Source organism: Ensifer sp. M14, from assembly GCF_003355565.1.
GTDB lineage: Bacteria > Pseudomonadota > Alphaproteobacteria > Rhizobiales > Rhizobiaceae > Ensifer.
In genome coordinates this window covers 28,830-44,013 of the sequence record NZ_QJNR01000011.1, presented here as the reverse complement: position 1 = coordinate 44,013, position 15,184 = coordinate 28,830, and the positions used below count along the sequence as shown (strand labels likewise).

Below are 15,184 nucleotides of genomic sequence, written 5' to 3'. Positions count from 1 at the left end.
GGAAGGCGTTGATTTGGATGCGGTGCAGCATATGCATAGCTGCCTTGCACATTAATTGGTTTCGCCACGATCAAAAAACGGGCATTCTGCACCCAGCTGATGCACACGGCGGCCTTCCTCCCATTGCCGCCGCGCCGGCTGTTCCCCTCTGGAGGTTCAATGACCTTCATATCTTATGGGCCGCGGTTTTCCGTCGGCCTTTTTTCTTGAGGGGCTCACTTGAAATCCATCCGGTCCGCAAGTAAATGCCGTGCACTTCCCGTTTGAACGGCATCTTGTGGCGAGTCTCTCGCCACGTTCGATACCGTCCGGGTCAAAAAAAGGGCGCTCCCCATCCGGGTCGAGCGCCTTTTTTGTTGCCGGCGGGGGCTCACGTATCGGGGTGGTGCAGCTCGCTGCGGCTCTCAAGAAAATTCACCTGCTTCAAGGAATGCCTGCATCCGCAGGTGCAATCGAGAAAAGCGAAGAGTTAGAGCTTGAAAATGTGGTTGCAGAGCGGGCCTTCCAATGGCGCTGCGCTCAAACGCCGCCTGCGCGATCCCGGCTGACGCGTCCATCGCAGGGCTCTTGAGCCCCGCTCGTGTCGCGCAACAGGGACGCTCGCCCGCGCTTGCATCGCTCCGTCCGCTTCGCAGTCCGGGAAGTGTCTTCGCAAAGAAATGAAGACAGGAAGGAGCGGCACGCACGTCGCTCCAGGACCCGAACAGGAGCTTCCGATGCTAATCATCAAGATCGATCCGCGCGCACTGAACGAAAATCAGGACGATGCTCGCCAGTCGAAGTCTTCGTCGCAGGCCGACGCTCTGCTGCTCGCCACCGTCAGAGCCGTCGGCATCATCCAGCCGCCTGTTGTTTCGCCGCAAGTGGACGGCGGAAACGGCTATGTCATTCAGGCAGGGCGCCGGCGCGTGCAGGCGGCGATCGCAGCGGGCCTCGAAGAAATCGAGGTGCTCGTCGAGCAGGCGGCCAATGACAACGGCGCCATGCGCTCAATGGTCGAGAACATCGCCCGCGAGCCGCTCAACCCGGTCGATCAATGGCGCGGTATCGAACGGCTTGTCGCGCTTGGCTGGACCGAGGAAGCCATCGCCGTCGCGCTGGCGCTGCCCGTCCGCCAGATCCGCAAGCTGCGGCTGCTCGCCAATGTTCTGCCAGCGATGCTTGATCAGATGGCCAAGGGGGACATGCCGAATGAGCAACAACTGCGTACGATCGCATCCGCCTCTCTTGAGGATCAGAAGGAAGTCTGGAAGGCGCACAAACCGAAGAAGGGCGACACCGCACCATGGTGGCACGTTGCCAACGGCCTTTCCAAGACACGCATGTTTGCCCGCGACGCGAGCTTCGGCGACGACCTTCGTGACGCCTATGGTATCGAATGGTCGGACGACCTCTTCGGGCCGGCCGACCAGGACAACCGGTTCACGACCAATGTCGAGGCGTTCCTCGGTGCTCAGCAGGAGTGGATGGCCAACAATCTTCCGAAGAAGGGTGCCGTCGTCGAGGTGAACAATTGGGGTCAGCCCGAATTGCCCAAGAAGGCGGAGCGCGTCTATGGCAAGCCGGGCAAGGGCGACCATACTGGGTTCTACATCGACCGTGACGGAAAGGTTCAGACGGTGCACTACCGGATGCCGGAAGCGAAAGGGCCAAAGGGTCAGACGACGGCTCCGGGGAGTGGTCCGGTCGAGGAAGACACCGCACTCATCAAGGCACGCCCGGACGTGACCCAGAAGGGGCAGGACATGATTGGCGACTTCCGCACCGACGCGCTGCATGAGGCGCTCGCCCGCGCGCCGATTGAGGATGACATGCTGATGGCACTCCTGGTACTCGCATTCGCAAGCCAGAACGTTCGTGTCGACTCCGGCGCCAACGACCATGTGTTCGGTCCGAAGCGTTTCACACGCCACGCCGCCCGTCTGTTCGCCGAGGACGGACGACTCTCTTTCGATATGGATACGGTGCGTGCTGGGGCGCGCGCGGCCTTGACCGATGTGCTCTCGTGCCGGCGCGGTATGTCGAACAGTGGTGTGGTCTCACGCGTTGCCGGCGAGGCCATCGGCGCGGATGGCTATCTGCCGAACATGGGTACGGAGGACTTCCTCGCATGCCTGTCACGGCAGGCACTCGAAACCACTGCAAAGGACGCCAACATCCAGCCGCGCGCACGTGTGCGCGAAACCCGGGCTGCTCTCGTTGAGCACTTCAACGGGGACGCGACGTTGATCCATCCAGCCGCATTGTTCGCGCCTGACCCTAAGGACGTGTCCGATCTCATCCGGCATGCTGATTACGCAGGCGCCGGCGTGGAAGACGCTGCCGATGGCGTTGACAGCGGGCGGATCGAAGGGGAGGCCGATCACAATGGGGCTATGTCCGATGGCGGCGGTCTCGATGAGGACGCTGGTTTGCTCGACGATCGCGAGACCGCCTTCGGCATTGCGGCCGAATAGTTTCGAACCTTCAGCATTGTCCCCCTCCCGCCGCCGGTCACTCCGGCGGCGCCTTGCTTTTCAAGTACAGGAGAATTCAATGTCCGCGCGTCCAAACGAAGCTCGGCTGCCGAAAAGTCCAAGCGCCATGATTGCCGCAACACAACCTCGAGCAACAGGTGGTGATCAAGGCCTATGCCGCAATACACGGCCGGCGCTGGAAGAGCATCCTGAGCAACGCTTGGATGGGCGGCGCACCCTATGACGATGACGGGATCCTTCAGGTCTTCGAAATACCCACGGCCCGAGCTGGCTTCAAACCTACCGATTACCCGAAACGAAGGTGCCGGACCAGGTCGATGGTGGCCCAGGGCCGGCGGTTGATGGTCGCGGCAGAGGTGAGGAATAAGTCGGCGTGCCTGGACACTCTCCCTTTCACATTCGATTGGCGGCTTTGTGACTGCTTGTCCTTCGGTTTGCTGCGGTCTGAACCAGCGGTCGTGCGCTTCAAGGCCGCTATCGCGCCGCGTGGCGGCCGGCACCCGTCTTCCTGCGCAGAGCAGACCCGCGTGAACTTCGCGAGGGCAATTGCCCTGCTTGCCCGCAGATCGGCTCCGCTTTTCCTGCCGTGTCCGGACCTTGAATCGCCCGTCTTCCGCTGGCTCTGGGCGACCGCACCGAAGGGCAAGCCGGCACGGGCCGGACCCGCTTCGGGTTCGAAAGGAAGAGACATGGCCAAGCCCGCTACCAATCCTCGCCAAGCCACCCGCACCGTCCAGCTTCGCAAAGGCGCCACCGTCGAAATGGTCCGGCTCACCTGCCCGGACGCCGCCCAGACGCTCAAGATCACAGAAAGCTTCGGGACTGCAGTCATCGACAGCGACGGTATCCGTGATCTTCACGAGCGTCTCATCTGCGAGACCGCAGATGCTTTGAGCGAAGGCCTCGGCGAACGCGCCATGCAGATCCACCTGCAGCGGATCGTTGGTGCCTTTGTCGGCTCCGCCCACGGCGCAGGTCAATTCTATAGCAAAGCCGTCACCGAGGCGCGGGACGCTACGGCGAAGGCCGCAAACGACGCTCGCGACGAGGATCTCGACGGTCCGGTCGGCTATGACAGCGCCGCTCACCGCAAGCGAGAGTTTGCCGCCGACATGGGCGTCCAGGCCCACGCGCTGCGGATGGCTGCCGAAGGCGCCGTTGCTGCCTACAGCCATGTTGTAGGTGAGAGCTGGAAGCCATTCGACCGTCCGATCGAGAACCAAGGTCAATCCGTCGACCGCCAGGCGGCCGAGGCGCAGATGTCAGCATTCGACTAATTGGTTCAGGCGGGTTCGCCCCGCCTGCTTCAACTTGACAGCGCCGGCCCGCACGGACCGGCCCTTTCTTATGCGGTATCCCGGCGCGGGAAGGAAAATGAGAGGAGTTGAAGACCGGGCCGGCGCAGCCCGTCTTGGGCTCCGGACCTGCAGGAGCTGCCAACGACATGCAACGGCTTGGCCGTCCTCCACGGATGTTTCGGCCGTTCCGGTGCATGCCGTCCGCCCGAGGGCTCCTGCCTCTGGTCTCCGCGACGGGGCCGCGATTGGCGCGGCTCCCAGTAAGTGGAGTCAAGAAGATGAGCAGGAAAAACGAAGGCCAGCGCGCCGACATCTATTCCCGGATCACCGACAAGATCATCGAGGATCTTGCAAACGGCGTCCGGCCGTGGATGAAGCCGTGGAGCGCGGCCAACACGAATGGCCGCATCACCCGCCCGTTGCGGTATAACGGACAGCCTTATTCGGGCATGAACGTGCTTCTTCTCTGGTCAGAGCAGATGTCGCGAGGCTTCAGCTCCTCGATTTGGATGACGTTCAAACAGGCGCTCGAGCTCGGTGCGGCCGTCCGCAAGGGCGAAACGGGATCGACGGTCGTGTTCGCGAGCCGGTTCACAAAATCCGAAGTCGATGGCAATGGCGGCGAGATCGATCGGGAAATCCCCTTCCTCAAGGCCTATTCCGTCTTCAATACCGAGCAGATCGATGGGCTGCCCGACCATTACTATCATCGATCCGAGCCGGTTCTCGACGCCCTCCAACGGGTCGAACAAGTGGACCGGTTTTTCCGCAATACTGGCGCAATCATCCGCCACGGCGGTAACCACGCATTCTATGCCCCAGGTCTCGACCTGATCCAGATGCCGCCGTTCGAAACGTTCAAGGATGCGGCAAGCTACTACGCGACCCTTAGTCATGAGGCGACCCACTGGACGGCGCCGGCCGAACGGGTTGGGCGTGACTTGTCTCGCTACACCAAGGACAAAAGCGAACGCGCTCGCGAAGAGCTGATCGCGGAGCTCGGCAGTTGCTTCCTTTGCGCCGACCTCGGCATCGCTCCGGAACTCGAGCCGCGGCCGGATCACGCATCCTATCTACAGTCCTGGCTCAAAGTCCTCGCCGAAGACAAGCGGGCAATCTTTCAGGCGGCGGCGCACGCGCAGCGCGCGACCGCTTTTCTCCACCGGCTCCAGCCCGAGGGGACGGAAATGCGAGATGCGGCTTGACGGTTTCGTCGTCTGACAGCTTAAGGCCGGTCGCCGCTTTCGGCGGTGGCCGGCTCCACGACCGGTTCCATCTGGTCCATGGGGTTATCGGCGACGCTCAGATCCAGTTTCCCCCAGATCGACGGTCTATGGATGCCGGCTTTCGGCTTTCGGGAATGCTTGATCTCAATGATGAATGGCTTTGTCTGCTGACGCATTTTTCCTCCAGGCGACGAATCGCGACATAACTCTATCGCTGCAAGTTGGTCTCGCAAGTTGGCCTTGCCCGAGGATCTGCGAGAAGCATCTATTGCCCGTTGTCCGGGCTGTCAGGGTCGACGCGGTGCAGCTATCGGTTGGGGATCGTCTGATGTCGATCGCCACCGTCATATTCCTTTTCATAAACGGCCGGGGCACCATCCGCGGGCTCGATGGGGCATGTCTGCCCGGGGAACGGCTTCGCCTCGCTCTTGATCCCGCAACGGCGCTGCGAAACTTTCATCCCCTGGCGGAGACCACCCACTCTGACGATGTCGAGTGGGGACCCCGGATCACCGCCATTCCGCGCGAAACATGAAAGTTTCTCCGCTCCGTCCTCCACGGTGTTTCGGCCCATTCGGGTGCGGTCCGATCGTCCCCGGCCTTTGCGACTGCCATCGAGGCCGCAATGGAGCGGCCCGAAACAGCAAAAAGGGAATACGACAATGGCTACCATCGGCACCTTCACCGCGAACGAAAACGGCTTCACCGGCTCAATCCGCACCCTCGCCCTCAACGTCAAGGCCCGTATCGCCCGCGTCGAGACCCCCTCGGACAAGGGCCCGCAGTTCCGCATCTTTGCGGGCGCCGTTGAACTGGGCGCCGCCTGGCAGAAGCGCTCCGAGCAGGACCGCGACTACCTCTCGGTCAAGCTCGACGACCCGAGCTTCCCGGCTCCGATCTACGCGACGTTGACGGAAGTCGATGGCGAAGACGGATACCAGCTCATCTGGTCCCGCCCGAACCGGGATTGAGGAGCTACCGGCCCCGCTCACGCAGCGGGGCCGGGCCTCATGTCTGAAGCCGGACATAGGCATCGAGCCGGTTTCCGGCTTTTCGGATGGAAACGGATGGATTAATGGATGCCGGCGATCGGCCTCTATAAACAGCAGATCACGCCAGAAATCCTGTCATTGATTGTCGAGGTTGACGAGTTCAAAGGCGCATGGCGTGCTTTGGGCAGTATGGCTCCGGATCGACTTTCAAGTCGACGGGGGGCAACGATCGAAAGCATCGGATAGTCTACATGCATCGAAGGAAAGTTAAGCGACCGTGTAAGCCGAAACACGGTCAAAGATCATCTACGTGCATTGACCGACCAAGGGCACCTGACCCAACCCGGACCGGGTCGAAGGACCTAGTATGGTCTGAGTTAAATAGCGCTGTGACTGCGGTCCGCCGATGAGCCGACATCCGGACTGCTCTCGAATTCGAGCCACTCACCAGCGCGCTATCCGTTTTTCATGAGCGCCGGCGCCCTGTCCGCAGACTCGATGGGGCATTTCTGACGGGGAGAACAGCTGCGCCAGGTTGCCGCCATTCCTCGCGAACAAGAAAGTGTCTCCGCGCCGCCCTCCACGTTGTTCCGGCCCATGTCAGGTGCGGTCCGATTGTCAGCGGCCTTTGCCGCTGCCATCGAGGCCGCAATGGAGCGGGCCCGAAACAGCAGAAAGGAACATGACAATGGCGACCGTTGGCACCTTCACTTCCACCGAAAACGGCTTCAAACGGCTTGATCCGCACCCTCGCCCTCAACGACAAGGCCCGCATCGCCCGCGTCGATAACCCTTCGTACAAGGACCCGCAATTCCGCATCTTCGCCGGCTCCGTCGATTTTGCTGAGAACGTGATTATGCGGGATTCCGGTCGCTGAATGCTGGATTTGTCGGCGGTCACGGGGGATTCTGCTCCGCATAGTTCCGATTGTGGAACGATGGCGCTCCGCTCACAGCGGGGCGCCATCATTCGATGACATAGCCCAGCGCGCGATAGCCCAGTCGGCGTTTTGCGGCCATCCGGGCCAGCACCGGAACGGTGCCATCGACATAATCGACGACAAGGACGTCCTTCTTACCATCATGCTGGCGGTGCAGACGGCCGACATACTGCGCCAGAGTTCCCTTCCAGGCGATCGGCATGGTCAGGAACAACGTGTCGAGCCGGGCGTCATCGAAGCCTTCCCCGATGTATCGGCCTATCGCAAGTATGAGACGCTCCTCATCGTCGCTGACGTTCAATGCTGTCTTGGCCAGCGTGCGGTCTTTCGCTGACATGCCACCGCGCAAGACCACGAGATTTTTCACAAATGGTGAGAATCTCTTCTGGAGGTAGTCGAGGTGATCTTTCCGCTCCGTCAAAACAATCGGCGAACGTCTGGCCTCGAGAGATTTCAGCACATCATCGAATATCAGGTCATTTCGGCTGTGGTCTTGCGCTAGGGCCGCGTAAATTGCCGGCATCGACGGTCGTTCAACCGACGCCAGAGACGCTGGCAGGTCAAATTTCGTCGACCGATCACGCGCGCGATGGCGAATTCCACGCTCGGCAGCCTGGACCCTTGCGTCCACCCGATAGCGGACGGGCCCACATTGCATAAAGATGATCGGATGATGCCCGTCTTTTCGAGCAACCGTGGCTGACAAACCAACGACGTATCGCGCTTTGGACCTCCGGGCGACCAGCTCGAAGCTTGCGGCGGACAGGTGGTGACATTCATCGACAATCAGATGACCATATTCGCCGACAATGTCCTCGACTTCACCGTTCCGCACCAGACTTTGGATTAGCGCCACATCGATGATCCCTGTCGGCTTTCTTTTCCCTCCTCCGATTATGCCGATTTGCCTTGGGTCAATGGACAGAAAGGAACTCAGGCGTTCCACCCATTGGCTCAGAAGCTCCCTGCGATGGACGAGAACCAGCGCACTGCGCGCGCGATGGGCAATAAGGGCGGCGGCCACAACCGTCTTGCCGAAGGCGGTCGTGGCGGCGAGCACACCGTTATTGTTGGCCACAAGAGCATCAAAGGCCCGCGACTGTGGTCGGCGTAGCTCCCCTTGGAACGAGACGCCGGCTGGTAGAGCCTCTCCATCTTCGCGGAGATCTTCCAAAATGGCGGTCGCACCATGGCTCCTGATGAGCTCAACCGTTTCGTCGATGCAGCCTCTTGGAAGACCGACATGACGAGAGTGAAGCTCAGCGCATGAGATGACCCTCGGCTTGCCGAATGTTGGCAATCGCATCGCTTGTGCGCGGTAGAATTCGGGGTTCTGGAATGCTGCCAGACGCACAAACTGCGCAATCAGTGCCGGCGGAAGCTCTGTCCTATCGATGTAGATCTGATCCGCGACTACGACCTTGATACTTTGCGGGATCGTGGCTTCTATTCGCCGCGGCTCGATACGACGTGACGGCAACATCTTCCACGGCTCGTCGGCATGTTCGTCATCGACCGGCATCCGAACGCCCAAGACCCGCCCCGACAATTCAGCCTCGTCAGCGACCTTGAAGACCAGGTCTGCCGATAGCCTCGGTAAAGATGATAGATAGGCCCACTGGTCGTCATAAGGCCGCAGGTCGTCATCGACGAAAACGCTGTTGCCATTTTCGCGGGCCTTTCTTTGAAGGGGAAGCGCGATCAGATTGCCGAAGCCGCCGAGCGGCATCGTATCCTGATTGGGAAAGAAACGGTCATAGGATGTGAAGCCGATCTCGGGGCGTTTCTCCATCGTCTCAGTAATCAGGGCCGCACCCAGTTGTCGCGCAATTTTCGCCGGAACAGGTTCGGAGAAGAATATCCAGACATGCCCCCCGTTCCCCGATCTCGATCGTTCGAGTGCGGCGGCAATTCCTTTTGCACGACATGTAGCCAGCAGTGCTCTGGTGTCATCCCACCAGCTTTCCTTGTCGAAGTCAGCTGCCAGGAACCAGCATGTTTCATCTTGTAGCAATGGATATACGCCGGCAACAAAGTCGCCAGACCGCGCATCGCCGCCGCGAAGGTGCTTTTCGATGACGCCCTCGGACGTTGGGACGAAGGCCTGATGCGGACATTCGCCGCATTTCACCTTCGGTTTGCCGCAAATACCTTTTGCCCATTCGTTCGAACACGTCGGCGAGTATCCCGAGGTTCCAGTCTTCTTGTTTTCCCATCGCGTCGGAAAGACATCGGAACGGCCTGCGAACAGGCTTCGGAACAGGGCGATTTTCTCAGACGAAGGCGAGCCGTTCGTAACTGGAGCATCGGCGAACAAGGTGCGCTCGCCGGCCTGGTGACCGGATATCAACTTTCGCTCAAGTGTTTCCAATTTGAGGGCAAGCGCCATCCGCTCCGCATCCAGAGCGGCTAACCGCCGTCTAACGCGTGCGATTTCGTCGGTAGTTTCACCCGCATCCGCCAAGATCTCAGCTTCTCACAATCCACGTCTCGATCGACCATATGCCAAGGTGGTGTCAGGCTGAAGATACCAACGCTTGTCGCGCAAATTTCCGTGAAATTATGCGGAGCAGCATCCCCCGTGACCGCCGACAAATCCAGCCTTCACCGACCGGAACTCCGCATAATCACGTTCTCAGAATTATGTGGTGCACCACATAACGTTGAACTCGGCGCCGCCTGGCACAAGCGCTCCGAGCAGGACCGCGATTACCTCTCGGCCAAGCTCGACGACCTGCGCTTCCCGGCTCCGATCTACGCGACGCTGACGGAAGCCGATGGCGAAGACGGATACCAGCTCATCTGGTCCCGCCCGAACCGGGACTGAGGAACTACCGAGCCCTCTCACGCAGCGGGGCCAAGCAGCTGCAAAATACAGCATTTACAGCAGTGCTGTAATTGCTGTATTTTAACCGCAATATTCAGATCCGCCGTAGGCACAACGGAGATAAGCATGACACGTCATAGTGGTTCATACTCAACCAGCGATCTTTCCCGAAAATCCGGCGATATTATCGCCGAGGCCTTGCGGCATCCTGTGACGATCACACAGCGCAACAAGCCGCGCCTCGTGCTTCTCAACATCGATGACTATGAGCGGTTGATGCGACAATCCGATGCGCGATCGGTGGGCACGCTCGAAACCATGCCGCGCGAACTGCTCGACGAATTTGAGGCGGTGGTCGATGCCTATGCCGAAAGCGAAGAGGGCAACCGATGAGCGGCTATGACGCCATCCAAACCGCGACAGTAATCCGCTATCCCTATCTTTGGGCGAGAGAAGCCGGCCAGGGTGAGACGGAGGGCCGCAAAGATCGACCGGTCGCGGTTGGCGTAAGGCTCTTACGACCCAATGGAGATTTGGTAGTGATCTTCCCGATCACCACGAAGCAGCCAGAGAAGTCTCGCTTTACCGCGGAGATCCCCGCCATTGAGAAGCGGCGGGCTGGGCTCGATGCAGACCTCCGGCTCTGGATCATCCTTGATGAATTCAACACCGACGTCGTCGGTCGCTCCTTCTACCTTGAACCGGAACCACCGCTTGGCCGATTGAGCAAGGCCTTCTTCCTTCCCCTTCTTCGTGAGTTTATCGCGCGTCGCAAATCGCTGACCGAGGTCAGCCGGTCCAAATAGCGGCCGTGAATGGTTCAAACCAGAGTGCCGGGTTGGGCCAGACCTTACTCTTGGCGGCGTGGGGCGACGTCCTGCCGAATTTTCGGATGTGGCCTTGGCACTCGAGGCCGGTTGACCGCGGACCGCCCGAAAGATGGTGCTGTGGCCCGGCTTGAAGACTGCTCAGATCTGTCCGATGGCACAGTCATCGATAGCAGGCGACGAAGACACATACGCGATCCATTTCGGCCGACCCTGTCACGGCCACGCGCGGTTGGTCGGAGTGGGGCTAGCGTGATCGTGCCAGCGCAATGAAGTCTGCAGAGGGAGGTCCATTTCCTTCTTCCTCTCATTGCCGTCATAGGCCAGGTCCTTCTGCGGCTCGATGGGGCATGTCTGCCCGAGGAACGGCTTCGCCTCGCTCTTGTTCCCGCAACGGCTCTGCGAAACCTTCATCCCCTGGCGGAGACCACCCCACTCTGACGATGTCGAGTGAGGTGCTACCATCGGCACCTTCATCGCAAACGAAAACGGTTTCACCGGCTCAATCCGCACCCTCGCCCTCAACGTCAAGGCCCGTATCGCCCGCGTCGAGAACCCCTCGGACAAGGGCTCGCAGTTCCGCATCTTTGCGGGCGCCGTTGAACTGGGCACCGCCTGGAAGAAGCGCTCCGAACAGGACCGCGACTACCTCTCGGTCAAGCTCGACGACCCGAGTTTCCCGGCTCCGATCTACGCGACGCTGACGGAAGTCGATGGCGAAGACGGATACCAGCTCATCTGGTCCCGCCCGAACGGGGACTGAGTGGCTACCGGCCCCGCTCACGCAGCGGGGCCAAGCCTCATGTTTGAAGCCGGAAACAGGCATCGAGCCGGTTTCCGGCTTTTTGCTGCCACACAAGAGGTTGGGATTTGCTCAGATCATCCCATTTTGACGTGGTGAAAGGGCCGCCTCAAGGACGGGCGGTTTCCCCCAAAATGCTCGCGCATTTCGGCTCCCCCACCCGCCGCGCTGCGGGCGCCTGGCGCTCCTTGACCCAGCCCTCTCCCCCCGCCCGCAGACGTCATCTTTCTCAAACATCAGGAGATGACGACGATGACGATCGAGCAACACATCGAAGAACTGCTGGCCGAGTTCAAGAACGCCGTTGGCGCTGGCGAGCGTCGGCAGATCGAGACCGAGCTTGAACTCGCACGGGCAGAGCGCGAGGTCATCCTGGCGGGGCAACACGGCCGTGTCAGTGCGGAGCCTCCGTTCTGACGGAGGTTTTTACATGCAGCCAACACGCTGCAAGTCTTTACCGACTGGAGGCGCTGAGACCTGTGTGGGCGTCGTCGCTACCCGCCCCGCTCGTCATTTTGGTAGCTGAGCTGGCGGCTTATAGCCGCGTTTGAGTTTCTGTCGGACGAGGTCGAGAAACAGCAGCACCGCCTGTTCTTCCCGCCCGAAATGATGGACCATCATCTGTCCTTTCGTTCCAATGCGGCCCCACTTCCGCAAGAGACAAATGTCGCCGAAGAGGTTCGGTTCGATCGACATGGCATAGTAGCGTGCCATGTTTCTCGATGCATCGGAGCGTTCCACATAAAGCCGATAGGGTTGAGAGATCATGGGGCCAGAATCGTCGATGCCGGCGGCCTCGTCCAACGACACTTATGAATCGATTGGCTTGAATTGATTCATATCGGTGATGTATCGAAAGCGCGGTCTGAGACGAGCCGCCGTTCGTTTCACACGGTCAGCTTGCTCGCCCCCGTTTTTTAACTTGTCTCGATCTTGAGCCCGCTACTGAACTTCCGAGTGCGGGGGTGCGGCAAAATTGTGTGCGAGGTGCGGGGTGCAGTCGGTCCCGCCTCCCCTTCGGGTAACTCAGTTGAGGCTCCTGCGGCTGCCCTTTTCCCGCCCCTCGCACGACGAGAATTCCCGAAATCCCGCCCTTCGGTCGTCGCGATGCTGATTTCTCCGATACTCTTCATTGTTCTGGATCAGCCTTGGTCGGATCTCCTCGCGCCGGCTCGATCCCACAGGCTCAGACGTCTTGCGCGATCTTGTGGAACCTGTTCGCATCGACGCAAGCCTTCATGTCTTCGCGTCTGAACCAGATCGCCCGTCCGCAGCGAAGCGGTGGGTTGCCGGCGGTGAAGACGATCTGCTCATCGGCGCGCATGCGAAGCACTTCGTGTGGCTGGATCAGCGGGCGCGCGGCAAGCTGTTTTGATCTGGTTCGCGACGTTCCCTTCGCTTGAAAACTTCGGCTGACCTGGTCGACCTCCACCGTGGTCATGCCGCAGCGCTTAGAGATGTAGTCCGCTGTGTCGGGATCGTTGATCGCGGCGAAGGAAATCCAGCTCGCACTCTCGAACCACTTGCTTGCGGCATCGCGGCCGCCATAGGTTTCGCGCATCTGTCCGATGGACTGGTAGATCATCGTCAACGTGATGCCATACTTGCGGCCGGCATCACGCGCGGTTTCCAGGATCCGCAAGTAACCGAGGCGCGCGACCTCATCGAGGAGGAAGAGCGCCCTCTCTTTCACCTGGCCGTCACGATTGTAAATCGCGTTGAGGAACGAGCCGATGATCACCCGCGCCAGACCGGCATGCGTCTCCAAGGTCTTGATGTCGATGTTGATGAACACATCGGTCTTACCGCTAGCAAGGGCGTCAGTTGCGAAGGTCGAACCGGACACCAAGGCTGCATAGTTTGGATAGGACAGCCAATGCGTTTCCTTGACCGCATTGGCGTAGACACCGGAGAAGGTTTCCGGAGTCATGTTGACGAAGGCGGCGACGTTTTCCTTCACGAAGTTGGAGTTCGAACTGTCGTAGATCGACTGCAGCCGCTCGCGCAGTTTCGGCTCGGGTTCCGCCAGATTGGCCCGAACCTGTCGTAAGGTCTGCTTCTCCTGATCAGTGTGCCCCGACAGGCAGACGTCAGCAATCAACGCGGTCAACAATTGTAGCGCCGACGCGCGAAAGAAGTCGTCGCGCACACCCCGCGGACCACCACTGTCGCTCATGATCCAAGATGCGACGGAGGCGATATCTTCCTCCCTGGTCCCGCCAAACCGACCGATCCAGTCGAGCGCATTGAAGCCGGTTTCCGGTTCCTTCGGATCGAGGATGCGGATGAACCGCGCAGCGGCTTTACGATGCCGATAGACCATCGGCGCCACTTCGTTCGAAGGGTCGAGGACGACCAGCGCGCCACCCCATTTGAGTGCCGTCGGGATCGTCACCGATGTTGTTTTGAACCCGCCGGATCCGGCGAAGACGATCCCATGCGAAGACCCGAATGACCCATCAAAGCAGAGCAATGGCGGTTTGCCGCCAGCGCCCCAGGTACCCGGAGCACCCGGTCGAAACGATTGCTCCGCCGTACTGTCCCTGTCGACGCGGTAGCACTCGCCAATGACAATTCCGCCGGTACCGGCAAAAAGCTTCGCCGCTTCTCGCATCTTCATCCAGTCGGCCTCGCCATGAAGAGCCCTTTGTCCCTTCACGCGCTTGGGCTCGGCGCGTCTGAAGGCCGCGTTGCCGATCAGCGCAACGCGGAGCGCGAAACATCCAGCCATCAGCGCTGTAGCTGCGCCGACCAATGTTACAGGGTCCAAGTGCGAGGCAACGGACTTGCCCGCGGGCACATCTTCGGCAAACGCGGAAAGACGGGCTGCCTCACGTAGTGCTGCCGTCAGAAGCGTTGCTGCGGCTCCGACGAGAACGCCCCAGCCGGCGAACTTGATGGACACTGCGCCCGCGCTTGCGAACAGGAAGATCACCCCGATCGCCGCGGCGCTGACATAGGGCGCGGCGATACCGATGCGGCCGAGCGTCTGCCTTGCCGCATTCGTTTGGCCGAATGGCGAAAGCCAGTGCTCGATCCCATCCATGCCGATAACCATCAGTATCATCAACGCGATGGGAATGATCGCGAGCGCAAGCTTATTCATGGTCATTGCTGAAGGCCTCCGCGCCAATGGCGATCAGCCGTGCCCTCTCGCCTTCGTCGGACTTCAGCCTGCAACTGAGCTCGACTAGCGCCCCGAGCAGAAGCGCGCGCTTTTCATATCGCAGGCCCGCCTTTACGATCAGGCCACCGAGTTCAATCTTTTCCCGCGTGTCCTTTTTGCGGGCATCGGATGTCCTCGTTCTCGCCATCCGTTTAAGCCTCTCCACGGCTGCTCTGAGCCGGGCAAGGCGCGAGCGTCGAGCTCTCGGCCGGTCCGCCACTTTCGGCAGTGCTCCTCCTCCCTCCGGTCGAAGCTGCGCCACCCTGGCCTCCGCGAAAGCCCTTCACCAGAACCTCGAATGCCGCGTGAAGTTCGGCTTCGTCGATCTCTATTTCACCAAGGCCTGCCTTAAGCGCAATCCGGCCGATGCGTTCGGCTTCACGCGTCTCCGCTTGCTTGAGTTGTTCCTGCAGCTTGGCGATTTCGTCGCGAATTTTTGAAGAAGGTTTCTTCATGTCCGGAGTTCTCCCTGGCGTCAGAAAGCTTGTCTTTCGAAGCCAGTTTTGCGGACCGGAGGGCGCAACGCACTACGGTGAATCCTACAATCGCCAAGGGCGATGCTTTTGTGAATGATCACGGTCGTTCCGAAGGAGCGGCATCAAAGTGCGCAATTATACGTCGCAGCTGC

General features: G+C 60.2%; 17 protein-coding genes and 1 pseudogene. 12 read left to right on the top strand and 6 right to left on the bottom strand.

Annotation, left to right across the window (positions count from 1 at the left end):
* The first annotated feature begins 716 nt into the window (after positions 1 to 716).
* The 3 genes from BLJAPNOD_RS27240 to BLJAPNOD_RS27225 all read left to right on the top strand — a co-directional run bounded on the left by BLJAPNOD_RS27240 (position 717) and on the right by BLJAPNOD_RS27225 (position 4,980).
* On the top strand, positions 717 to 2,456 hold the full coding sequence (locus tag BLJAPNOD_RS27240) for a ParB/RepB/Spo0J family partition protein (RefSeq protein WP_115422176.1): 1,740 nt from the start codon (positions 717 to 719) through the stop codon (positions 2,454 to 2,456).
* Positions 2,457 to 3,166: 710 nt separating this feature from the next.
* A complete protein-coding gene (locus tag BLJAPNOD_RS27230) occupies positions 3,167 to 3,754 on the top strand; it encodes a hypothetical protein (protein WP_115422193.1) in 588 nt (195 codons plus the stop codon).
* 299 nt (positions 3,755 to 4,053) lie between these two features.
* Positions 4,054 to 4,980, top strand: coding sequence for a zincin-like metallopeptidase domain-containing protein (locus tag BLJAPNOD_RS27225; protein WP_115422175.1), 927 nt, complete (start codon positions 4,054 to 4,056; stop codon positions 4,978 to 4,980).
* Positions 4,981 to 5,000: 20 nt separating this feature from the next.
* Here the strand turns inward: BLJAPNOD_RS27225 and BLJAPNOD_RS35710 are convergent, their stop codons facing one another.
* Positions 5,001 to 5,177 (bottom strand): hypothetical protein, encoded by a 177-nt coding sequence (locus BLJAPNOD_RS35710; protein WP_173238117.1) that lies wholly within the window; start codon positions 5,175 to 5,177, stop codon positions 5,001 to 5,003.
* Between the two features lie 152 nt (positions 5,178 to 5,329).
* Here BLJAPNOD_RS35710 and BLJAPNOD_RS35480 point away from each other — a divergent pair, with 152 nt between their 5' ends.
* The 4 genes and pseudogenes from BLJAPNOD_RS35480 to BLJAPNOD_RS27205 all read left to right on the top strand — a co-directional run.
* The gene (locus BLJAPNOD_RS35480; protein ID WP_158556185.1) at positions 5,330 to 5,536 is read left to right on the top strand and encodes a hypothetical protein; all 207 of its coding nucleotides are present in this window, start codon (positions 5,330 to 5,332) and stop codon (positions 5,534 to 5,536) included.
* Positions 5,537 to 5,663: 127 nt separating this feature from the next.
* Positions 5,664 to 5,972, top strand: a complete 309-nt coding sequence (locus BLJAPNOD_RS27215) for a DUF736 domain-containing protein (RefSeq protein WP_115422174.1) — start codon at positions 5,664 to 5,666, stop codon at positions 5,970 to 5,972.
* Positions 5,973 to 6,080: 108 nt separating this feature from the next.
* The gene (locus tag BLJAPNOD_RS27210; protein ID WP_199566045.1) at positions 6,081 to 6,239 is read left to right on the top strand and encodes a hypothetical protein; all 159 of its coding nucleotides are present in this window, start codon (positions 6,081 to 6,083) and stop codon (positions 6,237 to 6,239) included.
* A 442-nt stretch (positions 6,240 to 6,681) separates the two neighbouring features.
* A pseudogene (locus tag BLJAPNOD_RS27205) lies at positions 6,682 to 6,832 on the top strand (DUF736 family protein); the annotation flags it as partial.
* A 127-nt stretch (positions 6,833 to 6,959) separates the two neighbouring features.
* Here BLJAPNOD_RS27205 and BLJAPNOD_RS27200 read toward each other — a convergent pair.
* Positions 6,960 to 9,323, bottom strand: a complete 2,364-nt coding sequence (locus tag BLJAPNOD_RS27200; RefSeq protein WP_199566044.1) for a DEAD/DEAH box helicase — start codon at positions 9,321 to 9,323, stop codon at positions 6,960 to 6,962.
* Positions 9,324 to 9,488: 165 nt separating this feature from the next.
* Between BLJAPNOD_RS27200 and BLJAPNOD_RS27195 the strand changes: the two genes are divergently transcribed.
* The 5 genes from BLJAPNOD_RS27195 (at position 9,489) to BLJAPNOD_RS35705 (ending at position 11,807) form a co-directional block, all read left to right on the top strand.
* On the top strand, positions 9,489 to 9,761 hold the full coding sequence (locus BLJAPNOD_RS27195; protein WP_237244032.1) for a DUF736 family protein: 273 nt from the start codon (positions 9,489 to 9,491) through the stop codon (positions 9,759 to 9,761).
* A 126-nt stretch (positions 9,762 to 9,887) separates the two neighbouring features.
* The gene (locus tag BLJAPNOD_RS27190; RefSeq protein WP_115422171.1) at positions 9,888 to 10,154 is read left to right on the top strand and encodes a type II toxin-antitoxin system prevent-host-death family antitoxin; all 267 of its coding nucleotides are present in this window, start codon (positions 9,888 to 9,890) and stop codon (positions 10,152 to 10,154) included.
* A complete protein-coding gene (locus BLJAPNOD_RS27185) occupies positions 10,151 to 10,567 on the top strand; it encodes a hypothetical protein (RefSeq protein WP_115422170.1) in 417 nt (138 codons plus the stop codon). The genes BLJAPNOD_RS27190 and BLJAPNOD_RS27185 overlap by 4 nt, the downstream gene beginning before the upstream one ends.
* 484 nt (positions 10,568 to 11,051) lie before the next feature.
* Positions 11,052 to 11,351, top strand: coding sequence for a DUF736 domain-containing protein (locus tag BLJAPNOD_RS27180; protein ID WP_115422192.1), 300 nt, complete (start codon positions 11,052 to 11,054; stop codon positions 11,349 to 11,351).
* A gap of 291 nt (positions 11,352 to 11,642) precedes the next feature.
* Positions 11,643 to 11,807, top strand: a complete 165-nt coding sequence (locus BLJAPNOD_RS35705) for a hypothetical protein (protein ID WP_173238119.1) — start codon at positions 11,643 to 11,645, stop codon at positions 11,805 to 11,807.
* Between the two features lie 93 nt (positions 11,808 to 11,900).
* Here BLJAPNOD_RS35705 and BLJAPNOD_RS27175 read toward each other — a convergent pair whose 3' ends face one another.
* The 4 genes from BLJAPNOD_RS27175 to traC all read right to left on the bottom strand — a co-directional run bounded on the left by BLJAPNOD_RS27175 (position 11,901) and on the right by traC (position 15,011).
* Complete coding sequence (locus BLJAPNOD_RS27175; protein ID WP_115422191.1) at positions 11,901 to 12,158, bottom strand: WGR domain-containing protein; 258 nt, start codon at positions 12,156 to 12,158, stop codon at positions 11,901 to 11,903.
* A gap of 418 nt (positions 12,159 to 12,576) precedes the next feature.
* A complete protein-coding gene (gene traG, locus BLJAPNOD_RS27170; protein WP_115422169.1) occupies positions 12,577 to 14,502 on the bottom strand; it encodes a Ti-type conjugative transfer system protein TraG in 1,926 nt (641 codons plus the stop codon).
* A complete protein-coding gene (locus BLJAPNOD_RS27165; protein WP_057207460.1) occupies positions 14,489 to 14,704 on the bottom strand; it encodes a type IV conjugative transfer system coupling protein TraD in 216 nt (71 codons plus the stop codon). Before BLJAPNOD_RS27165 ends, traG begins: the two co-directional genes overlap by 14 nt.
* A gap of 4 nt (positions 14,705 to 14,708) precedes the next feature.
* Entirely contained in the window at positions 14,709 to 15,011 is a 303-nt protein-coding gene (gene traC / locus BLJAPNOD_RS27160; protein WP_115422168.1) for a conjugal transfer protein TraC, read from the bottom strand.
* Positions 15,012 to 15,184: the final 173 nt, after the last annotated feature.